The following is a 21,932-nucleotide window of genomic DNA, read 5'->3' on the forward strand; positions in this document are numbered from 1 at the left end:
GGCGATCCCTGTCCGGGCGAGGCGCGGGCGCGGGGCCGGGTCCGGTCCGCGGCGGGGCGTCGCCGTTCGGGTCAGTATCTGGAGCGTCGAGCAACCTGTCAACCGGTTGACCAATTTCGTTTCGGGTGGCTACCGTCTGCTCCCGAACCGGTGGCGCAGCGTGGTGATCCCGGCCGCGGGCCCGCCGAGGTTCCGCGCCGCGCGCTCGCCGCGGCACGAGTCCACCCGCGGGCGGCGGGTCCCGCCACGGGAACTCATCGCACGAGGAGCGCCGAGACCGGCAGATAGGATGCGTGCCCATGCCTCCGTACCCGGAAAACCCCGATGCCGCGTTCGGCGCCGCCCTCGGCACCGTGCCCGCGGGTACGGCCGTCTCCGCGGTCGCCAAGCGGCTGCTGGACCTGTTCACCACCGGCGACCTGGAGCCCGGCACCCGGCTGCCGCCCGAGCGCAGCCTCGCCGCCTCCCTCGGCGTCGGGCGCTCCGCGATCCGGGAAGCGCTGGCGGCGCTGGAGATCCTCGGCATCGTCGACGTGCGGCCCGGCTCCGGCACCTACCTGCGCGGCAGCGCCTCCGAACTGCTGCCGCAGACGCTGAGCTGGGGGCTCATGCTCGGCGAGCCGCGCACCCGCGAACTCGTCGAGGTGCGCAACGGGCTGGAGGTGCTCGCCGTGCGCAGCGCCGCCGTCCGCCGCACCGACGACGACCTCGCCGACCTCGCCGCCCAGCTGGACGGGATGCGGGAGAACCGCACCGAACTGGACAAGTTCGTCGAGGCCGACCGGCTGTTCCACCTGCGGATCGCGGTGGCCTCCGGGAACGTGGTGCTGCAGCAGCTGCTGCAGAACGTGCGCTCGCTATTGCGGCTGTGGGTGGAGCGGGCGCTGGCCGACCAGGGCCACGCCGACCTCGCCCTCGCCGAGCACGAACTGGTCTACGCGGCCCTGCGCGACGGCGACCCGGACGCCGCCGCCGAAGCCATGAGCGCCCACATGCGGACCGCCGCAGGACGGCTCACCGAGCACTTCGGCCAGGAGACGTGACGGGGCCGGTCACCGGGCGGCGATGCCCTCGATCTCGACGAGCATGTCGGGGTCGGAGAGGGCGGCGACCTGGATCAAGGTGCTGGTCGGGCGGCAGTCGTGCGCGGCCAGGATTCCGGTGATCACGTCGTAGTTCGCCGTCACCGCGCGGATGTCGATCGCGTGGATGCGCAGCTGCACCACGTCGGCGAGGGTGAACCCGGCCTCGGCCGAGGTCTCCCGGATGCGCTGGAAGGTGAGCTCCAGCTGCGCCCGCAGGTCCCCGCGGTGCGCGATCGAGCCGTCGTCGGCGCGGGACTCGTGCCCCGCGATCAGGAGCCACCGCTCCGGGCGTTCGAGCAGCACCGCGTGCTCGTAGCCGAGCCGCTCGCCGAAGTACCGCGGTCCGATGTCCTCGCGTCGCACGATGAGCCCCCAGGTCCTCGGCCGTCCGTCCGCCGCATTGTCGGCATTCCGGCCGGGACGCGCTCGGCGGTGGGGTGCCGGTGCACGTCCCGTCCGGGACGTGCACCGGTTCGCTCACCAGGTGACCGGCAGGGCCTTCACGCCGCCGGTCACCCGGTCGGAGCGGACGTCGAGGTCGTCGACGTCCACCGCCAGCCGCAGCTTCGGGAACCGCTGGAACAGCTCGGTGAACACCACCTTCAGCTCGGTGCGCGCCAGGCTCGCGCCGATGCAGAAGTGCATGCCGTGCCCGAAGGTCAGGTGCACGTTCGGCTTGCGCTCCGGGTCGAAGTGCTCCGGCTCGCCGTACACCGACTCGTCGCGGTTCGCCGCACCGGTCGGGATGAGCACCGCGTCACCGCGCGCGATGAGCTGCCCGCCGACCTCCACGTCCTCGTGGGCGTAGCGCAGCAGGCCGAGGCCGCTGGGGTCGGCGACCCGCAGGATCTCCTCCACGGTCTGCTGCACCCGGCCGGCCGGGTCGGCGGCGAACTCGTCCCGGCGATCCAGGTCGGTCAGCAGCAGGAGCACCCCGAGGTCGATGCGCGTCACCGTGGTCTCGTGCCCGGCGAACAGCAGGCCGGAGGCGAGCCTGGACAGCTCGCCGTCGTCGAAGTCCGGGTCGGCCTCCTGCGCCCGCACCAGGTCGGTGACCACGTCCTCGCCGGGGGAGTGCCGCTTCGCCTCGGCGAGCCGGGCCATGTACTCGGCCAGCTCGGCCCGCGCGGCCTGCGCGGCGTCGCCGGTGCCCAGCCGGCTCATCCGGTCGGAGAGCCCGGCGAAGTACTCGCGGTCCTCGAACGGCACTCCGAGGAGTTCGCAGATCACCAGCACCGGCAACGGGAACGACAGGTGCTCGTGCAGGTCCACCGGGGAATCCGGGTCCGCGTCGTGCGCGGCCTGCAGCGAGTCCAGGCAGCCCCGCACCAGGTCCTGCACGTGGTCGGTGAGCAGCCGCATCCGCTTCGCGGAGAACGCGGGGGTGAGCAGCTTGCGCATCCGGTTGTGCCGGGCCTGCTCGGTGTCGTAGTCGCCGTTCGGTCCGTTGAGGACGCCCGCGTCGGAGATCATCGAGGCCTGCTCCGGAGCCGGGTGGGAGCGGCCGAACCGCCCGTCGCCGAACACGGCGCGCGCCTCCTCGAACGAGGTGATCAGCCACGCCGGGTCCCCGGCGGGCGTGCGCACCCGGGTGATCGGCGCCTGCTTGCGCAGCACCTCGTACAGCGGCGCGATCTCCAGCACGTTCGGCCGGTCGAACGGCAGCTGCGGCAGGGCTTCGGCCGTGGTGCTCATGGGTGCTCCTCCTGTGGTGGTGAATCTGCGGTGGCCCGGGCGGCGATCCCGTCGAGCCAGTCCAGTTCGGCGCGCAGCCTGCGCAGCGACTCGTCCAGCGCCTCCTGCCCCCAGGCGCTCGCGCCGTTGCGGGTGAGCGCGGAAAGCCGGTCGCGGCGCTGCCGCAGCGCGCACCGGCGCGACTCGACGACGCCGAGGCGCTCGTCGGCGGTCAGCCAGTCGAAGTGCGCCAGGCGGGCGAGGAACTCCGGTTCGTCCGCGGCGAGTTCGGCGGGCAGCTCCGCGAGCATGTCGTGCAGCAGCTCCCGGCCGACCTCGGTGATCGTGTAGACGTTGCGCGGCGGCCGGCCCACCTGCGGCTCGGCGGAGCGGGTGACGGCCGCGGCTTCGGTGAACCGCCGCAGCGCCGGGTAGAGCGAGTTGTTCGACAGCGCGAACCCGGTTCCTTCCTCCACCCGTTTCCGCAGTTCGTAGCCGTGCGAGGGCTCCTTGGCGAGATGGGCCAGCAGCAGGACGTCGATCCACACCTAAGTCACGATAACCTAGGTCACCCTGGAGGTCGACCTCCCGCACCGTCCCCCAGGCGAGCGCCCCTTCGCCCCCGCCTGCTCGGTCTGGTGGGCCACTCGCCCGCGGGGCCGTTCCAGGTGAGTGGCCCGTTCGCCTCGCTCGGTCCGGCGGGGCGCTCACCTGGGGTGGTGGGGGCGTGCCCGTTCGGCGGTGAACGCTGGGCCGTTCGGCGGCGTAGGGTCGGGCGGAGTCCGGCCGCAGCCGCAAGGGGGTCGCATCGTGGGAGCCGCGCAGTCCTCGACCGACGAGTTCGTCCGCGAACCGCTGGGCGTGCAGGAGCGGATCACCGCCGACGGGAGCTCCCCGTGGCCCGTCGAACCGCACCGGTACCGGCTCATCGGCGCCCGCGCCTGCCCGTGGGCGAACCGCGTGATCATCGTGCGCAGGCTGCTCGGCCTGGAACCGGTGCTGTCGCTGGGCATCGCCGGCCCGTTGCACGACGACCGCAGCTGGCGCTTCCACCTCGACCCCGGCGGCGTGGACCCGGTGCTCGGCATCGAATGGCTGCGCGAGGCCTACGAGCGGGCGATCCCGGGCTACGACAAGGGCGTGACCGTGCCCGCGGTCGTCGAGATCCCCACCGGGAAGGTCGTCACCAACGCCTACCAGGACCTCGAATTCGACCTCGCCACGCAGTGGACCGCGCACCACCGGCCCGGTGCGCCCGACCTGTTCCCCGCCGCGCACCGCGACGAGATCGCTGAGATCTCCGGTCAGCTGTTCCACGACGTCAACAACGGCGTCTACAAGTGCGGGTTCGCGAAGGCCCAAGGGCCGTACGAGCAGGCCTACGACGCGCTGTTCGCCCGGCTGGACGCGCTGTCCGAGCGGCTCGCCGGGCAGCGCTACCTCGTCGGCGACACGATCACCGAGGCCGACGTGCGGTTCTGGGTGACGCTGGTGCGCTTCGACGCCGCCTACCACGGGCACTTCAAGTGCAACCGGTCCACGCTCACCGACATGCCGGTGCTGTGGTCCTACGCGCGCGACCTGTTCCAGACGCCGGGATTCGGCGACACCATCGACTTCGAGCAGATCAAGCAGCACTACTACGGGGTGCACACCGAGATCAACCCGACCGGGATCGTGCCGAAGGGGCCGGACCCGTCGGGCTGGCTGAGCCCGCACGGCCGCGAAGAGCTCGGTGGCCGCCCCTTCGGCGACGGGACCCCGCCCGGTCCGCCGCCGATCGCGGAACGGGTGCCCTCGATCGCCGAGCCCCGGTGAGCATTTCCCGATTCACTCGAACCAACACATTCGATTGCGCCGTTCGGCGCACCCCGGCTGATTCTTCGAATCGCTGATCTTCGGGTTGCTGGGCCATTCGTGAAAACCGCTTGACCTCCGAGTGCGATCTCAAGAAACTGGGCTCGCGCACCGGTTCCAGCAGGTCGCCAGCCGGGAAGGGGTCCCGGCCCTGCTCGACGCGCGAACGATCGGAGCTCCACTGCTCCGAACAGCCATTGGGGGAATGGTCTCATCTCGCGACCCGGCATTTCCGGGTCGAGCGCTTTTCGCGCCCCACGTTCCACTGCCTTTCCCCCTGACCCCGCGCGCTTTCCGGCGCGTGGAGGAATGGGAGGGGCATGCCGACGAACACGTCCTATCCAGGTGTCCACGTCGAGGAGATCCCGAGCAGCGCGCGCACCATCTCCACCGTCACCACCTCGGTGACCGCGTTCGTCGGGCACACCCGCCGCGGGCCGCTGAACGAGCCGGTCCGGGTGACCAGCTTCGCCGAGTTCGAGCGCCGCTTCGGCGGGCTCACCTCACGCGGCGCGCTCGGTTACGCGGTGCACCAGTTCTTCGCCGGCGGCGGCACGATCGCGGTCGTCGTGCGCGTCGCCGCCCGAGGCAGCGGCAAGGCCGCCTCGGTGGTGCTGCACGCCGGTGACCGGCGCAAGGACTGCCCGGTGCTCGCGGTGCACGCGAAGGAACCGGGTGCGTGGGGCAACGGCCTGCACGTCACCGTCGACCACGACACGAACCACCCGGAGGAGACGTTCAACCTGCACGTCGCCGACGCGCGGGTCGGCGCCCGCGAATCCTTCGGCGGCCTGTCGCTGGATCCCGGGCACGGCCGGTACGCGGAGACCGCGGTGAACTCGTCCTCGGCGCTGATCCGCGTCGAAGTGCTGGATTCGGGGCTGCCCGCCGCGAGCGGCACCGTCTCCCGCCCGTTCGACGGCGAGCTGCCCGACCTGAACGTGGAGCTCACCGCGAAGATCGGCGACGTGGAGCGGGACTTCACCCTCTACGAGGAGGACGTGGACGGCGAGGCGCCGTGCACCGTCGCCGAACTGGCGCTGCTGCTGGAGCGCAAGCTGCGCTCGCTGCCGGACGCGCCGGGCAGGCGCGCGTTCGCCGGGGCGACCGTCACCGCGTTCGGCGACCGGCTGCAGACCGTCGCCGGTTCCACCGACCCGGCCGACGAGGTCCGGTTCCGCGGCGAGTGCGCCGGGGACCTCGGGCTCGACGAGACGGTGCGCCCGCCGGTGTTCCCGCTGGAGTGCGGGGAGGACGGCGACCCGCCCGGACCGCGCGACCTCATCGGCAGCGAGGCGCGCAAGACCGGGTTGCAGGCGCTGCGCGACGTGGACGATGTGAACCTGCTGGCACTGCCCGAACTCGCCGGGTACGAGTCCACTGAGGACGTGCTGGCGGTGCTCACCGCCGCCGACCGGATCTGCCGCGAGCGTCGGATCTTCCTGCTGGTGGACGCGCCGGCGGCGTGGTCCGGGGTGGATGCGGTGCGCGCCGGGATCGCCGCGTTCGACCCGGTGCGCAGCGACCACGCCGGTCTGTTCTTCCCGCACCTGCAACTGGTCGACCCGCTGTCCGGGCGGCTGCGGTCCTTCCCGCCGTGCGGGGCGGTCGCCGGGGTCATCGCCCGCACCGACGCCGAGCGCGGCGTGTGGAAGGCGCCCGCGGGGACCGAGGCCAAGCTGCTCGGGGTGCGATCGCCGTCGGTGCGGCTCACCGACCGGGAGAGCGGCCTGCTCAACCCGCTCGGGGTGAACTGCCTGCGCAGCTTCCCCGTGGTGGGCGCGGTCGTGTGGGGCGCGCGGACCCTCGCGGGTTCGGACGCGGCCGACTCGGAGTGGAAGTACCTGCCGGTGCGGCGGCTGGCGCTGCACGTGGAGGAGAGCCTGCGCCGCGGCTTGCAGTGGGCGGTGTTCGAACCGAACACCGAGCAGCTGTGGCAGCAGATCCGGCTCAACACCTCCGCCTACCTGCACACCCTGTTCCGGCAGGGCGCGTTCCAGGGCGGTACGCCCCGCGAGGCGTACTTCGTCAAGTGCGACGCCGACACCACCACGCAGGAGGACGTCGACCGCGGAGTCGTCAACGTCGTCGTCGGCATCGCCCCGACGAAGCCCGCCGAGTTCGTGATCGTGACCATCCAGCAGTTCGCCGGCCTCCCGCAGGCGTAGCGAACCGGAGGAGTGAGCATGGCCGAGTTCCAGATCAACGCCCACCGCTTCGACCCGTACAAGAACTTCAAGTTCCTCGTCCTCTGGGACGGGCGCACCGTGGCGGGCGTCAGCAAGATCAGCCCGCTGAAGCGCACCACCGAGGTGGTCAAGCACCGCCACGGCGGCGACCCGAGCTCACCGCGCAAGGCGCCCGGGCGGTCCGAGTTCGAGGGCATCACCTTGGAACGCGGGGTCACCCACGACCCGGAGTTCGACCGGTGGGCCAACAAGGTCTGGCAGGTCGGCGCCGGGCTCGGGTCGGAGGTGTCGCTCGCGGACTTCCGCAAGGACATCGTCATCCAGCTGCTCAACGAGGCCGGGCAGGTCGCCGTCTCGCACAAGCTGTACCGCACCTGGCCCAGCGAGTACCAGGTGCTGGGCGAGCTGGACGCGAACGCGAACGCGGTGGCGATCCAGAGCCTGAAGCTGGAGTGCGAGGGCTGGGAACGGGACTACGAGGTCCCGGAGCCGACGGAACCGGCGTTCACCAATCCCGCCTAGCCGCACGGCGGACGACGGTTCGGCGGGAGGGGTACCGGGTGGTGGTGACGGGACCGGCGGAGCTGCTGGCCGCCTGGGAAGCGGGGTTGGCGCAGCGCGCGGCCGGGCGGGCGGAAGTGCTGCACCGCGCGGCGCGGCCGGAGGCGTCGGTGGCGCAGCTCGACGCGGAACCGCTCGGGGCGCGGTTGGCGGACCTGCTGGTGCTGCGCCGGGCGCTGTTCGGCGAGCGGATGCAGGTGCTGCTGGAGTGCGCCGCGTGCGGCGAGGTCGTCGAGTTCGACCTGGACGCGCGCGGCCTCACCGACCACCCGCGGCCCACCGGTGATCCGCTGCGGGTCGTCGACGACGGGATCGCGGTCGAGTTCCGGTTGCCGACGGCCGCGGATCTGGACGCCGTGGCCGCGGCCCCGGCCGAGCAGCGCGGCGCTCGGCTGCTGGCCCGCTGCACGCTCGCCGCCGAACGCGACGGCGAACCGGTCGAACCGGAACGCCTGCCGGAGCGGGTGCGGCGGCGGATGGCGGAGCTCGCCGAGCAGGCAGATCCGGCGGCGGACCTGGCGGTGACCGTGCACTGCCCGCACTGCGGCGGCGGTACGCCGACGGTGCTGGACGTGGCCGAATTCCTGTGGTCGGAACTGGATTCGTGGTCCCGGGACGTGCTGCTGGACGTGCACCTGCTCGCCGCCGCCTACGGGTGGAGCGAACCGCAGATCCTGGCGCTCAGTCCGCTTCGGCGGCGTTACTACCTGGAGTTGTGCGCTGATGCCTGATTTCTTCGACCGGCTGGCCGCCCGGCACGATCCGGCGGCGGTGCGGCTGCGCCCTCGGCTGCCGGGGCCGTTCGAGCGGGTGGACTCGCTGCCGGACCCGGCGCCGGAGGCCGAATCTCCCGTAGCAGCCCGGGTTCCGGCTCCGGTGCTGCGGGAGCGCGAGGTGCGGCGGGTGGAGCGGGAGGTGCACCGCACCGACCGGATCACCTTGGTACGCAACGAATCCCAGGCCACCGAGCCGTCACCGCGGCCGGAAGCCGCACCGCAGCGGGACGAGGCCGAACCGGTGGCGAGGCTGGTGCCGCCGGCGCACGTCACCCCGGCGCCCGAACCGCCGCGCCCGACCCGGGAGAACGTGCCGGGCGAGCCCGAACCGGTGCGGGAGCGCGGCGGCACGCTGCGTCCGGTGGCCGCCGCCCCGGCCCCGGCCGACTCCCCGCGCACCCGGATCGCCGCCGCCGCTGCCGCACCGCGCACAGCGCCCGCGGCCCGCCGCCGGACGCCCGCACCCGCGGAACCGGCCGTGCGGGTGGAGATCGGGCGCCTCCAGGTCAGCGCCGCCGCACCGCCGCGCCCACCGGAACGGCAGCGCGCGGGCCGCCGCGCGCCCGCGGTGAACCTGGCCGACTACCTCGACGAGCGGGCGGGTTCATGAGCAACGCACTGGCCATCGCCACGGTCACGCAGGCCCTCGCGCTGCTGATCGAGAGCAACCTGCGACCCGAGATCGACTTCGCGGTCTCGGTGGAGACCCGCAAGCCGCCGGCCGAACCGCCGACCGAGCCGACGATCACCGTGTTCCTCTACCAGGTGGCGCCGAACCCGTCGATGCGCAACACCGAGCTGCCCAGCCGCGCCTCCGGTGGCGGGCTGCTGGCCCGGCCCACCGCGGCGCTGGACCTGCACTACCTGATCAGCGCCTACGGCGAGGAGACCGAGCTGGTGGGGCAGCGGTTGATCGGCTGCGTGGTGCGGACCCTGCAGGAGATCCCGGTGCTGCCCCGCGAACTGCTGGTGGAGGCGGCTTCGCGGCCGTACTTGGCGGGCAGCGACCTGGCGGAGTCGCCGCAGCGGGTGCGGTTCTCGCCGATCCAGATGGACACCGACGAGACCTCGAAGTTGTGGGGGATGCTGCACCAGACGCCGTACGCGCTGTCCACGACCTACCAGGGTTCGCTGGTGCTGATCGAGGGCCGCGAGGAGCCGGTGCCGCCGAAGCCGGTGCGGCAGGTCGTGCCGACGGCGCGGCCGTTCGGGCCTGCGGATCCCCGTGGTGGCGCGGCGGAATCTCCCGGCGGCGAGGAGCCGGCCGAGCCGCCGGAGGCGACCGGTCCGGAGCGGGCGTCCGGGACCGATCGGGCAGCCGGGACCGGGCGCGCAGCCGGGACCGATCGAGCATCCGAGTCCGATCGAGCTGCCGGGACCGAGCAGGCGTCGGAACCCGGTGCTGCGAAGCCGAATCGGCGCACCACCACGTCGAAGCGGCCCGGTACCGCGAAGCGCACGGGCGGCACCACCGCGACCAAGCGAACGAGCGGCACCACCGGAGCGAAGAGCACCGGCGGCACCACCGGAGCGAAGCGCGGCCGCACGAGTACGACGCGCGGAACCCGCACTCCTCCCTCCGCCGAGCCGGGATCCAGCGAACAGGCCACTTCGGACGGCGATCGTGATGAGCAGAGCTGATCCGGTGCACGACGAGCGGAGAGGGGGCGCGGGATGACCGAGGAACGCGACGGCGCGGACTCGGCGCTGGCGGCCGCGGTGCGCGCGGTGCTGGCCGCGCTCGAAGCGCACGCCGGTGGCGAGACCGCCGAGCACGCCATCCCGCCGGTGCCCGAGCTGGAGGCGCTGGCCGGCTGCTTCGGCCTGAGCACCTTCGAACGCGAGGTGCTGCTGCTGTGCGCGGCGATGGAGCTGGACGCGGGCACGGCGGGCCGGTGCGCGGCGGCGAGCGGTTCGGCCCGCGCGCACCCCACGTTCTCCCTCGCGCTGGCCGCGTTGAGCGAGCCGCACTGGAGCGCGCTGACGCCGGTGTCGCCGCTGCGCCGCTGGCGGCTGGTGGAGCTGGACGAGCAGGCGGGGTTGACCACCGGCCGGTTGCGGATCGACGAGCGGGTGCTGCACTTCCTGCTCGGCTCCCCGTACCTGGACGCGCGGCTGCACGGCCTGCTGCGCCGCGTCCCGGAGCCGGGGCGGCTGCCCGCCTCCTACCGGGACGCCGCGGAGCGGATCGCGTCGAGCTGGGCGGACGGCGACGCGGAGACCGCGTTGCGCGTGGAGCTGGTCGGCGGGGACGCGCGCACCCGCGCGGACCTGGCGGCCGCCGCCGCGGACGCCTGCGACCTGGGCCTGTACGCGCTGTCCGCGGAGGACGTGCCGGACGATCCGGCGGAGCGGGACCTGCTGGCGCGGTTGTGGCAGCGGGAGGCGGTGTTGCTGCCCGCCGCACTGCTGCTGGAGGTGGACGAGCCGAACCGCGAGCAGCTCGCGGCGGCCGAGGCGTTCGTGGAATCGGCAACGGTACCGCTGGTGATCGGCAGTGCGGAACCGCGCCCGAGCTCCCGCGCCCGCGGTGCGCGGATCACGGTGCCCGCGCTGGACGACGCCGAGCAGTTCGAGCTGTGGCGCGGCGCGTTCGGCGGGCGCGCCGACGCCGAGGTGGGGAACCTGGTCGCCCAGTTCGCGCTGCCGCCGCACGTGGTGGTCTCCGCCGCCGCGACCGTGCGCGGCACCGCGGACGGCGACCTGGCGCAGGCGGCGTGGCGGGCCGGGCTGGAGCAGGCCCGGATGGGGCTGGACGAGCTGGGCAGGCGCATCGAACCGGCCGCGGGCTGGGGAGACCTGGTGCTGCCGGAGCGGCAGCTGCGGGTGTTGCGCGAGGTCGTCGCGCACGTGCGGCAGCGCGCCACCGTGCACCACGACTGGGGCTTCTCCGCGACGCTGCGCCGCGGCCTGGGCGTGACGGCGCTGTTCGCGGGCGGTTCCGGCACCGGCAAGACGCTCACCGCCGAGGTGATGGCCCGCGAGCTGGGCCTGGACCTGTTCGTGATCGACCTGTCGCAGGTGGTCAGCAAGTACATCGGCGAGACGGAGAAGAACCTGCGCAAGGTCTTCGACGCGGCCGAGCGCGGCGGGGCGCTGCTGCTGTTCGACGAGGCGGACGCGCTGTTCGGCAAGCGCAGCGAGGTCAAGGACAGCCACGACCGCTACGCCAACCTGGAGGTCAGCTACCTGCTGATGCGGATGGAGGCGTACCGGGGCCTGGCGATCCTCACCACGAACATGAAGAAGGCGCTGGACTCGGCGTTCCTGCGCCGGATCCGCTTCGTGGTGGACTTCCCGTTCCCCGGCGAGGCGGAGCGCGCCGAGATCTGGCGGCGCGTGGTGCCGGAGCAGGCGCCGGTGAAGGACCTCGACCCGGAGCTGCTGGCGCAGTTGACGGTGGCGGGCGGTTCGATCCGCAACATCGCGCTGTCCGGCGCGTTCCTCGCCGCCGAGGACGGCGAACCCGTGCAGATGCGGCACATGCTCGCCGCCGCGCACACCGAGTACCGCAAGCTGGAGCGGTCCCTGACGCCCTCGGAGGTGCGGGGATGGGTGTGAACGTGCACATCGGCGAGCTGGTGCTGGACGGGTTCGACGGCGTCGACCCGGACCGGGTCGCGGTCGCGTTCCAGGCGGAGCTGACCCGCCTGGTGGAGCAGCGAGGGGTGCCGCTCGCCGCGTGGGGGCCGCGGCAGGTGGACGGCATCGCGGACCTGCCGCCGCTGCCCGCGACCACGTCCCCGACCCGGTTGGGCGAGGCGCTGGCGCGGTCGGTGCACGCGGGTCTCAGCGGCAGGGGGCGATCCGGATGAGCGCACCCGTCCCCGCCCGGGAATCGCGTTCCGCGCAGGATTCCCGGCGCCGCAAGCGGAAGAACCGCACCGCGGACCGGGCCCCGGAGCCGAAGGCGGTCGTCAGCGGCGCCGGCCAGCCCCTCGACGAGAGCACCCGGCGCGAGTTGGAGGAATCGCTCGGCCACGACTTCAGCCGCGTCCGCCTGCACACCGACCGCGACTCCGGCGAGCTCGCGCAGGACCTCGGCGCGGACGCGGTGGCGGTGGGCCAGGACGTGCTTTTCGCGCCCGCGAAGTTCCGGCCCGGCACGGCCGAGGGCACCCGGCTGCTCGCGCACGAACTCCTGCACACCGTGCAGAACCCGCACGGGCTCGGTGCCCTGCGCGCGGGCCGCGAGCTGGGCGCGGTGAGCCTGCCGCAGCAGGCGATCGAGCGCGAAGCCGAGTCCACTTCGGACCCGGCGGCGGTGCGCTCCGGTCAGGCCACGCCCGGCTGGTTGCGCTACGCGACGGTCGACGCCGACCGCCGCCGCGCCGAGGAACTGGACCCGGCGACGATGATCGACCGGCTCGCCAACGGCATCCAGCGCTCGCTGCGCGGTGATCCGGAGGACCGGTCCAAGCGCACTCGGAAGCGGCTCGCGCGGCTGCCCGAGGACGTCCTCGACGTCGTGCTGGACCGGTTGGAGTCGCGGCTGCTCAGCTCCGAGCACGAACGCGTCCTGGACCTCCTGGACGAGGTGGAGGCGGACCCGGCCCTGGAACCCGGCGCGATGGCGACCCCGGCGGTCGAACCGGACGCGCACGCCGAGGTGCTCGCCGAACGCGAGGAGCAGCAGCAGGAATCCGACCAGCGGCGCGAATCCGAGCAGCAGCCGCCCGAAGCCACCGGACCGGAGAAGGAGCAGGAGGTCCCTGGCGGCGCGGACGGCGGGACGCCGGAGAACGCGGGGCCGGAGGCCGCGGCACCGGAGCAGGACGCGGCGGTGGGGGAACAGGAGTCGGCGGAGCCCGCTTCCGAGCAGGACTCGGAGGAATCCGCCGCGGACTCCGGGGAATCCGAGGAGCAGGGCGGGGAGCAGGACGCCGAGCAGCAGCCGGAAGGCGAGCAGGCCGCTGACGAGAAGGGCGCTGACGAGAAAGCCGCTGACGAGAAGGACTCCGAGGACAAGGGCGAGGACGAGCAGGCCGAGCAGGACGAGAAGGAGGCGGGCGAGGAGGAGAGCGCCGAGCAGGACTCGGCGGCGCAGAACCGCCCAGACGCCATCGATCCGCTCGTGGCGAAGCCGAAGGACCGGCAGCAGGACGTCGACCCCTCCCCGGAGCAGGCGGGCAAGGACACCCAGCTCGCCGGCGCCGTCGATTCCCTGGACGGCGCCCGCAACCAGGACGTGCTCGGCCCGGAGGAGGAACCGGACTCGGAGGCGCACGGCGGCGACTCGGAGGTCGAGGTCGGCGGCGAGGAGAAGAGCGCCTGGGACGTGAAGTTCGCCCCCGAGGACTTCTTGCCCGAGCAGGACCTGGACGTCTCCGGCGTGCCGACCGCGGACAAGCTGGAACCGGGCGCCGCACCGCCGCCGATGCCGTCCTTCCCCGCGCCACCGCCGACGAAGGCCGAGCAGGTCCAGGCGGAACGCGACGCGGAGGACGCCGAGGACGAGGCGGCCGAAGCCGAGCCGGTGGAGGCGGAACCGGAGGAGCAGGCCGAACCGGACCCGTCGATCACCACCGAGGGCACGCCGGGAGCGGCGGACCTGGCGACCCTCGCCGCGGACAAGGCCGCCGAGAAGCAACCCGGCGCGGCGGCGAAGCCCACCGACCCGAAGGCGGGCGCGGATCCCGAAGCAGGTCCCGCCGAGGCGCAACGCCTCGCCCAGGAGGCCCCGGGCAAGACCGAGGGCGCGAAGGACGAACCCGGCGGCGCCGTCAAGGAATCCGCGGCGAAGGAGGAGCGGGACGGGGCGGGCAAGGGCGGCAAGGATTCGGGCGGCAAGGATTCGGCGGGCGGGACCGAGAAGGGCGGCGAGCAGCCGGGCAAGGGCGGGAAACCGGACCAGGACGCGCAGGGCGGGGGCACCGAGTCCGAGAAGTCCGAAGCCGGCGGCGAGGATTCCGGCGGCGCAGCGGGCGCGAAGAGCACCGACGACGCGGAATCACCTTCCACAGCGCGGGATTCGCACACCACCGGCGGCACCGAGCCGACGAACGAGTCCAGCACCGGTACCGATCAGCCCCAGCAGGAGCAGCCCGCACCCGCGAAGCAGAGCTCCACCCCCGCTCCGGCGGCGACCGGCGAGGCCCCGAAACCGACATCGGAACCGACGACCAGAGCGGCCAAACCGACCTCCGCGCCCGCCCAGAAGACCGAGCAGGCGGCCCCGAAACCCGAACAGGCCAAGCCGGCGCCCGCCGCGCCGAAGGCCGGACCCGCTCCGACCGCCCCGCGCTCCGGCGGCGGCGGGAAGGCGGGCAAGGGCGGTGGGGCGAAGGCGAAGAAGCAGGCGCAGGCCGCCCCGAACCTCTCCCAGGTGTCCCCGGAAGCGGGCCTGCGCACGGCGTCCGGTCTGAAACCGCACGTGGCGTTGCAGGCGATGGGCGGGGTGGACGGCGCCGTGGACCGCACGGTCGGCGACGAGCACCAGCAGCTGGCGGCCGATCCGCCGTCGATGCAGCGCCCGTCCGGTGCTCCGCAGACCGCGAGCGGTGCCCCGGACACCGATGCCCCCGCCGAGTATTCCCAGGACGAGGCGGCGAAGTCCGACGCCCCCGAGAGCAAGGACGCGGAGGTCAAGGGCGAGAAGAAGCCGGAGGGCCCGATCCCCGCCGAGGAGGTGGAGGAGCCGGACGGCTGGGACACGTTCCTGATGGGCGCTGGCTACGTCATCGGCTGGCTCGGCGAGAAGGTCGGTTTCGACGTCTCCCCGGAGGATCTGGCCGCCCAGTTCGCCGGGATGCCCACTGAGGACGAGGCGATGGAGCAGGCGAAGGCCGGCACCGCCCCCGGGGTGGAGATGCAGGGCGACGCCGGGGACAAGTCCCGCGAGCAGGACGACGCGGTCACCACGAAGGGCGAGCAGACCGCCGACACCGCCCGGGACGACGCGAGCCGCGGCATGGGCGAGGACCAGGTCTACCCGGACGCGCCGAAGGAGCAGCTGAAGGGCGAGGTCCCCGGCCGCGAGGGCGGGAAGGGCGGCGGCAAGGTCGACGCCGGAACCGGTGCCGTACCACCGGAAGCGGCCTCGGAGGTCGCCGAGCACGAGCGCGGCAAGGAGTTCAAGTCCGCGTTCGGCAAGGGCGAGCAGGGCCTGTCCGACGGCAAGCAGCAGAAGGACCGCGACACCCGCACTTCCCGGCAGAAGCACGACCGCGAGGTCGACGCGGAGGTGAAGCGCAACACCGACCAGCAGACCGGCAAGCGCGAATCGACGTTCGACGACGTCTCCGGCGAGCGGGAGAAGTGGCGCGCGGACCAGGATGCCGAGCTCGACAAGCTCGGCACCGGCAAGACGGAGAAGCGCGAGCAGGCCCGCAAGGACGTGGAGAAGGAGGAGCAGGACACCGACAAGAAGGTCGAGGAGCGCAAGAAGGACGACGACGAGGGCATCAAGAACAAGCGGGAGACCGCGAAGACCGAGGCGAAGACGAAGCGGGACGACACCTCGCGGGAGTCGAAGAACTGGGTGGAGAAGGCCTTCGACGAGATCAAGAGGTTCTTCATCGAACTCCGCGACAAGATCGTGGCGATCCTGCAGGCCGCGCGCGACGCCATCGTCGACTTCATCGAGAACTTCAAGCGCGACGTCGAGAACCTCATCAAGACCATCCGCGACAAGATCGTGGGGCTGGTCGAGGACCTGATCGAGGCGCTGATCGAACTGGCCGTCGCGCTGGTGAAGGCGGTCATCGAGCTGGCCCGGCGCATCCGGCAGTTCATCGAAGACCTGGTGGCCGCCGCCATCGCCTTCGTCACCGAGCTCGCCGCGAAGCTCAAGCAGCTCATCACCGACCTGCTCGAAGCGATCTCGAAGCTGCTCAGCGACATCCTCAACGTGCTGAAGAAGGCGCTCGCCGACGTCGTGCAGGCGGTGAAGGACGCCATCAAGTCGGTGCTGGACTTCGCCTCGAAGCTCCTGGCGGGCTTCGGCGAGTTCATGATGGTCGCCGTCGATTTCCTCGCCGACCCCGGCGGCTGGCTCTCCGGAGCGAAGAGCTCCGCGGAGGACGGCGCGAAGAACCACTTCTTCCGCGAGGTCAAGAGCGCCGTCAAGGACTGGTTCAACCAGAAGATCGAGGAGATCATCGGCCTGCCGAAGGCCATCTTCGAGCGGTTGAAGAAGGGCGGCATCAGCCTCCAGGAGATCGTCAAGGAGACCTGGGACGCCGTAGTCCCGCAGCTGCCGTTCATCATCGGCGAGATCGTCATCACCAAGGTGATCGCGAAGCTCATCCCCGGCGCCGGCTGGGTCGCCGCCGTCATCGACGCCTTGCAGACCGCGATCGGCGCATTGGGCGAGATCCTCCGAGCGTTCGGCGCTGTCCTCGACTGGCTCAAGTCCGTCGGCAAGGGCGGCAACGGAGTCCTGTTCGCCAAGGCGGTGGCGGCGGGCGTCGTCGCGCTCCTGGAACTCGCCTACCAGTTCCTCCTCGACGGCATCGGCAAGTACGTCAGCAAAGTCGGCGACCGCTTCAAGACCCTGGCGGCCTCCCTCGGCAAGAAGGACAAGGGCGGCAAGGAAGGCGGCGCAGCTCCGCCCGAGGACCGCGGCGGCAACGGCTCCGACAAGCAGCAGCAACCCGGCGCCGGCGACAAGGCCCCCGGAGACAAGGGACCTTCGGATGACGGAACAGACACCCCGGCCCCGAAACCAGGCCGTCCCGGTGGCGGCAAACCCAGTGGTCAGGGGGGTAAGACCGGCGTTCGCAGCGACAAGAAGGCTGACCAGGGCAAGACCGGCGACAAGGCCGACGCGCCGAAGAAGCCGGGCGACGACTCCAAGAAGCACCCGGCGAAGGACGACAAGCCTCGCAAGGACGACCACAAGGACGCGAAGAAGGAGGACAAGCCCGACGGGCGGCATTCGGACCCGCACCGCCGGAAGGACGAGGACGGGCAGCGACGCCGGGACCCGGACCGTCGTGATGACGAGCGCCGCGACGGCAAACGCCGCGACGACGACCGCGAATCCCCGGCTAAGAAGAAGCAGCAGGACGACGAGCGGGACCGCAAGCGGGACGACGACGAACAGGACCGCAAGCGCAAGGACGACGACGCGCAGCGCAAGCAGAAGGACGAAGCGGACCCGAACCGCAAGAAGGACGAGGACTCGGACCGCCCGAAGAAGGACGACGACGTCCCCGGACGCAGGGACGATCGGCGCAGCCAGGAGCGGGAGCGGAAGAAGGACCGCGACGAGAAGCGGGACCGGGATCGCAAGAACAACCGGGACAAGGCGGACAGCGGATCGAACAAGCGCAAGCGCAAGGACGACGACGACCGGAGACGTCCGAAGGACCGGGACCGCGATCCCTCCAGGGATCGCAGGCGCGAACGCGATCGGAACGAGAACAAGCAGAGCAAGAAGAACGATCGGAAGAAGGACGAGGAGTCCAAGAAGTCCAAGGATGATCAGCTGGACAAGATCGTGGCACGCTTACGCCCCAAGCTGTACGCGAAGATGAAGGACGGTATCCAGCGTCCTCGGTTCCTCGATCTGCTCGGTGCGCTGAAGGCGCACTACCGATTGACCGGGTTGGGTCCGGTCGGCGGTGATCCTTTCATCGTGGTCGCCACGCTGAACCCGTCCCGGCCGGTTTTGCGGGGTGAGTACACCGAGCCGCATTCTGAGCCCGATGCCTACAGCGTTCCTCCCGGAGAACCGAAAGGGGAGGATGTGGTTCAGGACGGTTGGACCGGCCGTGCGAAGAAGGGGCAGTGGTACACCGGAAAGATCATGCAGGTTCGGCGCAAGGATGGACGCCAGGTCCAGTTCGACTTCTACGGTCACGGACCTTCGGGGAAGGGCGAGTTCAGGGTTCCGGTGCGGGAGGTCAAGGAACGTTGGGAGCGGGTCGACTTCGATAAGAGGTGGTACGCGCTCGGTCCGGACTTCGAGGCCATTCGGCAGCGGGACCTGTGGAGTGAGTACAACCAGGCTCGGCAGGTTCTGAACTATCGGATGACTGCGAGGTTCACCAATCCGGACACGCCCGCGAGCACTTCGAAATCAGGAAACCCGGTGAAGCCGCAGTGGCACCATATCGTCGAGCAGCGGCAGAACGGCCCCAACCATACGAAGAACTTGGTGCTCACTTCGGCCACTGCTAATCAGGACTTCAATACTTGGATGGATCACAGTCAGCCTGCCGCGAACCCGTCGACGACGTCCAAGCACGGTCTGCCTTCTACGAACGGGAAGCCGGTGTACCAGTACCTCCGAGGTGCTGGGTATTCGGAAAAGATGGAGTGGGGTGTGCGCTGCATGGAGGAGGTGCTCGGGCGGAATCCGCTCGGGATGCAGAGTGTGAGCAAGGGGCGCGGAATTTTCCTGAAACTTCCGTAGTGGCGGCCTTGGGAGGGGAGTCTATTGGGTGACGTTGTGTTGTTCGACGGTGCGGGCTCCGTCGTGAGGTCGGAGTTGTCGGCTCGAGGAGCTGTGGAAATAGCTTCTGATCCGGAGGAGTGGCGTATTCCGGACGAGTCGTTCGACGAGGTGGTCGATGAATTGATCGGAAGGGGGTACGAGTTGCGGGTGACGTCGCCTCGGCTGGAACAGGGAGTTCCCCGGGGGGAGCAAGCTGCTTACTTGTGCCTTGTTCCTGAGTGGCAGGTGGATGAGCTTCCCGCTGGGCCGAAGCTGACTTATGCCGAGAGTGGTGACGTCATAGCTAATCGGGAGCTGGTGGATTTGGTCGCGCCGCTGGCTCCTGGCGTTCAATGGTCGCCGAGCGATCGCGCGGGGTTCTCAAGTGTTTCGAGTGCGCCTCATCTTCCTGATCCGATCGAGATAAAGTCGCTTTTCAAGAAATGGCCGCGACGTGGCGGGCTGTGGGTTGTCTCGCATGATGGTCGCGAGTACTTCACCGATGCGAACGCCCGTGCGATCGCTGCTGGTGGAATCGCTTGGGTATCCGGGTATCGGCACGGGGGTGCGACGTTGCCCAGTCCTCCGACCTTGATCTGGAGTGGAGTGGTGATCGATGTCCTCGTGTCTGAGGGGATTCGGTTCTCCAGCAGCCCGGGTTATTACCTCCGTGAAGATCGTGACCGGTGACCGCGAGTTGATTGGACTGGTATGACCCGCTACGTCGACATCCCCAAGCCGATCCGGTCCGGCATCGTGCTCGTCGACCCCGAGCGCGGCACCCCGCAGCGGGTGATCGTGTTGCAGTTCAACCCGGACACGCTCGAACGCTCGGTGTCGCCGCAGTCCGCGGGAGGCGAGGGTGATTCCGGCGGTGGTGGCAGCGGATCGGGCGACAAGAACGAGGCGCTGCGGCTGAAAGGCCCGGCGGAGGAGTCGTGGAAGTTCACGGCGGAGATCGACGCGACGGATCAGCTGGAGATCGCGGCACCGGAGGGCATTCACCCACAGCTGGCGGCGCTGGAGATGCTGGTGCAGCCGACGACTGCTCAGCTCCGCGAAGCGACGCGGCTCGCGAAGAACGGGACGATCGAGATCAGCCCGATCGAGATGCCGTTGACCCTGTTCACCTGGGGCGGCAAGCGGGTGATCCCGGTGCGGCTGACCGAGATGTCCATCAACGAGTCCGCGTTCGACGTGAACCTGAATCCGATCCGGGCGAGCTTGAGCCTCGGCTTGAAGCTGCTGACGGTGAGCGACCTGCCGCCGGGGCATCGGGGCGCGGAGCTGTACCTGGCGCACCTGGCGCAGAAGGAACGACTCGCGGGCATCGGAACGCTGGGTTCGCTGGGTTCCTTGGGCCTGAACGGGGCAGGGGCGGGGAGGTAGGCCGTGATCGAACCGTACGAGACCGCGCTGGACGACATCCCGGGCGCGCACCCGTATCCGCGCACGAGCCGGTACCACGACGTGGAGATCGGGGTGCACCGCACGGCCGACGGCACCGAGGTGCGGTACGCGAAGCGCCGGCTGCTGCCGAAGCTCCCGGAGCACGCGGACGAGCACGTGGTGAACGCCGGCGAGCGCCCGGATCACCTGGGGCAGCGGTACTTCGGCGATCCGGGCCAGTGGTGGCGGATCGCGGACGCGAACCCGGTGCTCGATCCGGCGGAGCTGACCGCGGAGCCGGGCCGGGCGATCGACGTGCCGAGCCCGGGGAGCTTCGATGTCTGAGGTCCCGATCGGTTCCGGCCCGGTGCACCTGAGCCTGCACATGGGCCCGAAGCTCACCAGGCCCGTGCCGGGCGAGGTGGCGCAAGCACTGCTGTCCGCGCAGATCACCAGCACCGCGGGCGAGCGCAGCGGTTTCCAGCTGGCGTTCGACCTCACCAAGAAGGGCCGGATCGTCGACCGCCTGCTGCCGGAGGGCTTCTTCGACCCGAAGACGCGGGTGGTCCTGGCGCTCGCCATCAAGGGGACGCCGAGCGTCATCCTCGACGGGCTGATCGTGCGCAACGAGGTCGGCGCCAGCAACCAGCCGGGGCAGTCCACGCTCACCGTCACCGGCGAAGACCTCACCTTGCTGCTGGACCTCGAAGAGCGCACCGACCGGTATCCGAACCTGGCGCCCTCGCAGCGGGTGGAGCGGATCCTGGGCAAGTACGCCGACTACGGCATCGACAGCCGCATCATCCGCGAGCAGGTGCACCAGCCGCCGCGGGAGGAACTGCGCGTCGACTACCAGTCGAGCACCGATCTGCAGTACGTCAACGACTTGGCCCGCGCCAACGGGTACACCTTCTACCTCGATCCCGGACCGCGCCCGGGCCGCTCCACCGCCTACTGGGGCCCGGAGCAGCGGCTGGGGCAGCGGCAGCACGCGCTCACCGTCAACATGGATGCGCATTCCACTGTGGACCAACTGACCTTCGCCTACGACGGGACCGCCCGCGAACAACCCGAGGCGCGCGTGCAGGACCCGGCGACCCGGCAGGTCACGCTGCTGCCGGACCCGGACATCGGGCCGCTGCGCCCACCGCTGGCGCGGCGCGAATCCCCGGCGTTGAAGCGGAAACCCCTGTCCGGCACGGCGAAGATGGATCCGGAACGCGCCCGCGCGCAGGCGCTCGCGCGGGCCGCGACCTCCGCCGACGCGATCTCCGGATCCGGCTCGCTGGACGTGAACCGGCACGGGTACGTGCTGCGGCCCCGCGAGCTCGTCGGGGTGCGGGGCGCGGGCGTCACCTACGACGGCGACTACTACGTGAAATCGGTGACGCACAACCTGCGGGTCGGTTCGTACCAGCAGAACTTCACGCTCTCCCGCGAAGGGCTCGTGGCCCGCAGCGACACCGTCCGCCCCTAGCCCGAGGAAGGAACCGCATGGCCGACGCATCGAACAACCGCTTCCTCGGCAAGTTCCGCGGCCGGGTCGTGGACAACGCCGACCCGCTGCAGATCGGGCGGATCACCGCGCAGGTCCCCGACGTGCTCGGCGACGTGGCCTCCACCTGGGCGCTGCCGTGCCTGCCGTTCACCGGCCGCGGCGCCGGGCAGTACGTGGTGCCGCAGGTCGGCGCCGGCGTGTGGATCGAGTTCGAGCAGGGCGATCCGAGCTTCCCGATCTGGACGGGCTGCTGGTACGGCGACCGCTCCGAGCTGCCGCCGGACGCGCTCGGCGAGCGCCAGCCCGTCGTGATCCGGACGCCCGGCGACCACAAGCTGCTCATGTCCGACGTGCCCGGCGGTGAAGGAATCCTGCTGCGCGCGGCGAGCGGGGCGTACGTGCAGATCGACGAGAAGGGCGTGACCGTCGGCAACGGCAAGGGCGCGTCCGTGGAACTCGTCGGCGACGAAGTGAACATCAACCAGGGCCGGTTGATCGTGCCCAAGAGGCAGTAGGGGGAAG

The 21,932-nt window shown here is 71.2% G+C and carries 18 protein-coding genes; 15 read left to right on the plus strand and 3 right to left on the minus strand.

The annotated features are described in order from the left end of the window. Positions 1 to 299: 299 nt before the first annotated feature. On the plus strand, positions 300 to 1,043 hold the full coding sequence (locus LCD31_RS01515) for a FadR/GntR family transcriptional regulator (protein ID WP_224955578.1): 744 nt from the start codon (positions 300 to 302) through the stop codon (positions 1,041 to 1,043). Positions 1,044 to 1,052: 9 nt separating this feature from the next. Here LCD31_RS01515 and LCD31_RS01520 read toward each other — a convergent pair whose 3' ends face one another. The 3 genes from LCD31_RS01520 to LCD31_RS01530 all read right to left on the minus strand — a co-directional run bounded on the left by LCD31_RS01520 (position 1,053) and on the right by LCD31_RS01530 (position 3,307). Next, complete coding sequence (locus LCD31_RS01520; protein ID WP_224955579.1) at positions 1,053 to 1,448, minus strand: Rid family hydrolase; 396 nt, start codon at positions 1,446 to 1,448, stop codon at positions 1,053 to 1,055. A gap of 114 nt (positions 1,449 to 1,562) precedes the next feature. Then, on the minus strand, positions 1,563 to 2,780 hold the full coding sequence (locus LCD31_RS01525; protein ID WP_224955580.1) for a cytochrome P450: 1,218 nt from the start codon (positions 2,778 to 2,780) through the stop codon (positions 1,563 to 1,565). Beyond that, positions 2,777 to 3,307, minus strand: a complete 531-nt coding sequence (locus LCD31_RS01530; protein ID WP_224955581.1) for a PadR family transcriptional regulator — start codon at positions 3,305 to 3,307, stop codon at positions 2,777 to 2,779. Before LCD31_RS01530 ends, LCD31_RS01525 begins: the two co-directional genes overlap by 4 nt. A gap of 262 nt (positions 3,308 to 3,569) precedes the next feature. Between LCD31_RS01530 and LCD31_RS01535 the strand changes: the two genes are divergently transcribed. The 14 genes from LCD31_RS01535 to LCD31_RS01600 all read left to right on the plus strand — a co-directional run bounded on the left by LCD31_RS01535 (position 3,570) and on the right by LCD31_RS01600 (position 21,925). Then, complete coding sequence (locus LCD31_RS01535) at positions 3,570 to 4,577, plus strand: glutathione S-transferase family protein (RefSeq protein WP_224955582.1); 1,008 nt, start codon at positions 3,570 to 3,572, stop codon at positions 4,575 to 4,577. A 359-nt stretch (positions 4,578 to 4,936) separates the two neighbouring features. After that, a complete protein-coding gene (locus LCD31_RS01540; protein ID WP_224955583.1) occupies positions 4,937 to 6,784 on the plus strand; it encodes a phage tail sheath C-terminal domain-containing protein in 1,848 nt (615 codons plus the stop codon). Positions 6,785 to 6,802: 18 nt separating this feature from the next. Beyond that, complete coding sequence (locus LCD31_RS01545) at positions 6,803 to 7,327, plus strand: phage tail protein (RefSeq protein WP_224955584.1); 525 nt, start codon at positions 6,803 to 6,805, stop codon at positions 7,325 to 7,327. Positions 7,328 to 7,371: 44 nt separating this feature from the next. Beyond that, complete coding sequence (locus LCD31_RS01550) at positions 7,372 to 8,097, plus strand: hypothetical protein (RefSeq protein ID WP_224955585.1); 726 nt, start codon at positions 7,372 to 7,374, stop codon at positions 8,095 to 8,097. Continuing rightward, a complete protein-coding gene (locus LCD31_RS01555) occupies positions 8,090 to 8,752 on the plus strand; it encodes a hypothetical protein (RefSeq protein ID WP_224955586.1) in 663 nt (220 codons plus the stop codon). The genes LCD31_RS01550 and LCD31_RS01555 overlap by 8 nt, the downstream gene beginning before the upstream one ends. Further along, positions 8,749 to 9,783, plus strand: a complete 1,035-nt coding sequence (locus tag LCD31_RS01560; RefSeq protein WP_224955587.1) for a DUF4255 domain-containing protein — start codon at positions 8,749 to 8,751, stop codon at positions 9,781 to 9,783. Before LCD31_RS01555 ends, LCD31_RS01560 begins: the two co-directional genes overlap by 4 nt. Before the next feature lie 33 nt (positions 9,784 to 9,816). Further along, entirely contained in the window at positions 9,817 to 11,703 is a 1,887-nt protein-coding gene (locus LCD31_RS01565) for an ATP-binding protein (RefSeq protein ID WP_224955588.1), read from the plus strand. Continuing rightward, entirely contained in the window at positions 11,694 to 11,957 is a 264-nt protein-coding gene (locus LCD31_RS01570) for a hypothetical protein (protein WP_224955589.1), read from the plus strand. The genes LCD31_RS01565 and LCD31_RS01570 overlap by 10 nt, the downstream gene beginning before the upstream one ends. Then, entirely contained in the window at positions 11,954 to 18,502 is a 6,549-nt protein-coding gene (locus LCD31_RS01575; protein ID WP_224955590.1) for a DUF4157 domain-containing protein, read from the plus strand. The genes LCD31_RS01570 and LCD31_RS01575 overlap by 4 nt, the downstream gene beginning before the upstream one ends. A gap of 93 nt (positions 18,503 to 18,595) precedes the next feature. After that, entirely contained in the window at positions 18,596 to 19,213 is a 618-nt protein-coding gene (locus LCD31_RS01580; protein WP_224955591.1) for a hypothetical protein, read from the plus strand. A 21-nt stretch (positions 19,214 to 19,234) separates the two neighbouring features. Further along, positions 19,235 to 19,912, plus strand: a complete 678-nt coding sequence (locus LCD31_RS01585) for a hypothetical protein (protein WP_224955592.1) — start codon at positions 19,235 to 19,237, stop codon at positions 19,910 to 19,912. Between the two features lie 3 nt (positions 19,913 to 19,915). After that, complete coding sequence (locus LCD31_RS01590; protein WP_224955593.1) at positions 19,916 to 20,257, plus strand: LysM domain-containing protein; 342 nt, start codon at positions 19,916 to 19,918, stop codon at positions 20,255 to 20,257. Next, complete coding sequence (locus tag LCD31_RS01595; protein WP_224955594.1) at positions 20,250 to 21,389, plus strand: hypothetical protein; 1,140 nt, start codon at positions 20,250 to 20,252, stop codon at positions 21,387 to 21,389. The genes LCD31_RS01590 and LCD31_RS01595 overlap by 8 nt, the downstream gene beginning before the upstream one ends. A 17-nt stretch (positions 21,390 to 21,406) precedes the next feature. After that, positions 21,407 to 21,925, plus strand: a complete 519-nt coding sequence (locus tag LCD31_RS01600; protein ID WP_224955595.1) for a phage baseplate assembly protein V — start codon at positions 21,407 to 21,409, stop codon at positions 21,923 to 21,925. Positions 21,926 to 21,932: the final 7 nt, after the last annotated feature.

Source organism: Saccharopolyspora sp. 6M (assembly GCF_020176775.1).
Taxonomy (GTDB): Bacteria; Actinomycetota; Actinomycetes; order Mycobacteriales; family Pseudonocardiaceae; genus Saccharopolyspora_C; species Saccharopolyspora_C gregorii.

Bases quoted from the DNA above. Each gene is read 5' to 3' on its own strand.
- LCD31_RS01515 (WP_224955578.1), top strand. From the start codon at position 300: ATGCCTCCGTACCCGGAAAACCCCGATGCCGCGTTCGGCGCCGCCCTC.
- LCD31_RS01525 (WP_224955580.1), bottom strand. From the start codon at position 2,780: ATGAGCACCACGGCCGAAGCCCTGCCGCAGCTGCCGTTCGACCGGCCG.
- LCD31_RS01540 (WP_224955583.1), top strand. From the start codon at position 4,937: ATGCCGACGAACACGTCCTATCCAGGTGTCCACGTCGAGGAGATCCCG.
- LCD31_RS01545 (WP_224955584.1), top strand. From the start codon at position 6,803: ATGGCCGAGTTCCAGATCAACGCCCACCGCTTCGACCCGTACAAGAAC.
- LCD31_RS01555 (WP_224955586.1), top strand. From the start codon at position 8,090: ATGCCTGATTTCTTCGACCGGCTGGCCGCCCGGCACGATCCGGCGGCG.
- LCD31_RS01560 (WP_224955587.1), top strand. From the start codon at position 8,749: ATGAGCAACGCACTGGCCATCGCCACGGTCACGCAGGCCCTCGCGCTG.
- LCD31_RS01565 (WP_224955588.1), top strand. From the start codon at position 9,817: ATGACCGAGGAACGCGACGGCGCGGACTCGGCGCTGGCGGCCGCGGTG.
- LCD31_RS01570 (WP_224955589.1), top strand. From the start codon at position 11,694: ATGGGTGTGAACGTGCACATCGGCGAGCTGGTGCTGGACGGGTTCGAC.
- LCD31_RS01575 (WP_224955590.1), top strand. From the start codon at position 11,954: ATGAGCGCACCCGTCCCCGCCCGGGAATCGCGTTCCGCGCAGGATTCC.
- LCD31_RS01585 (WP_224955592.1), top strand. From the start codon at position 19,235: ATGACCCGCTACGTCGACATCCCCAAGCCGATCCGGTCCGGCATCGTG.
- LCD31_RS01595 (WP_224955594.1), top strand. From the start codon at position 20,250: ATGTCTGAGGTCCCGATCGGTTCCGGCCCGGTGCACCTGAGCCTGCAC.
- LCD31_RS01600 (WP_224955595.1), top strand. From the start codon at position 21,407: ATGGCCGACGCATCGAACAACCGCTTCCTCGGCAAGTTCCGCGGCCGG.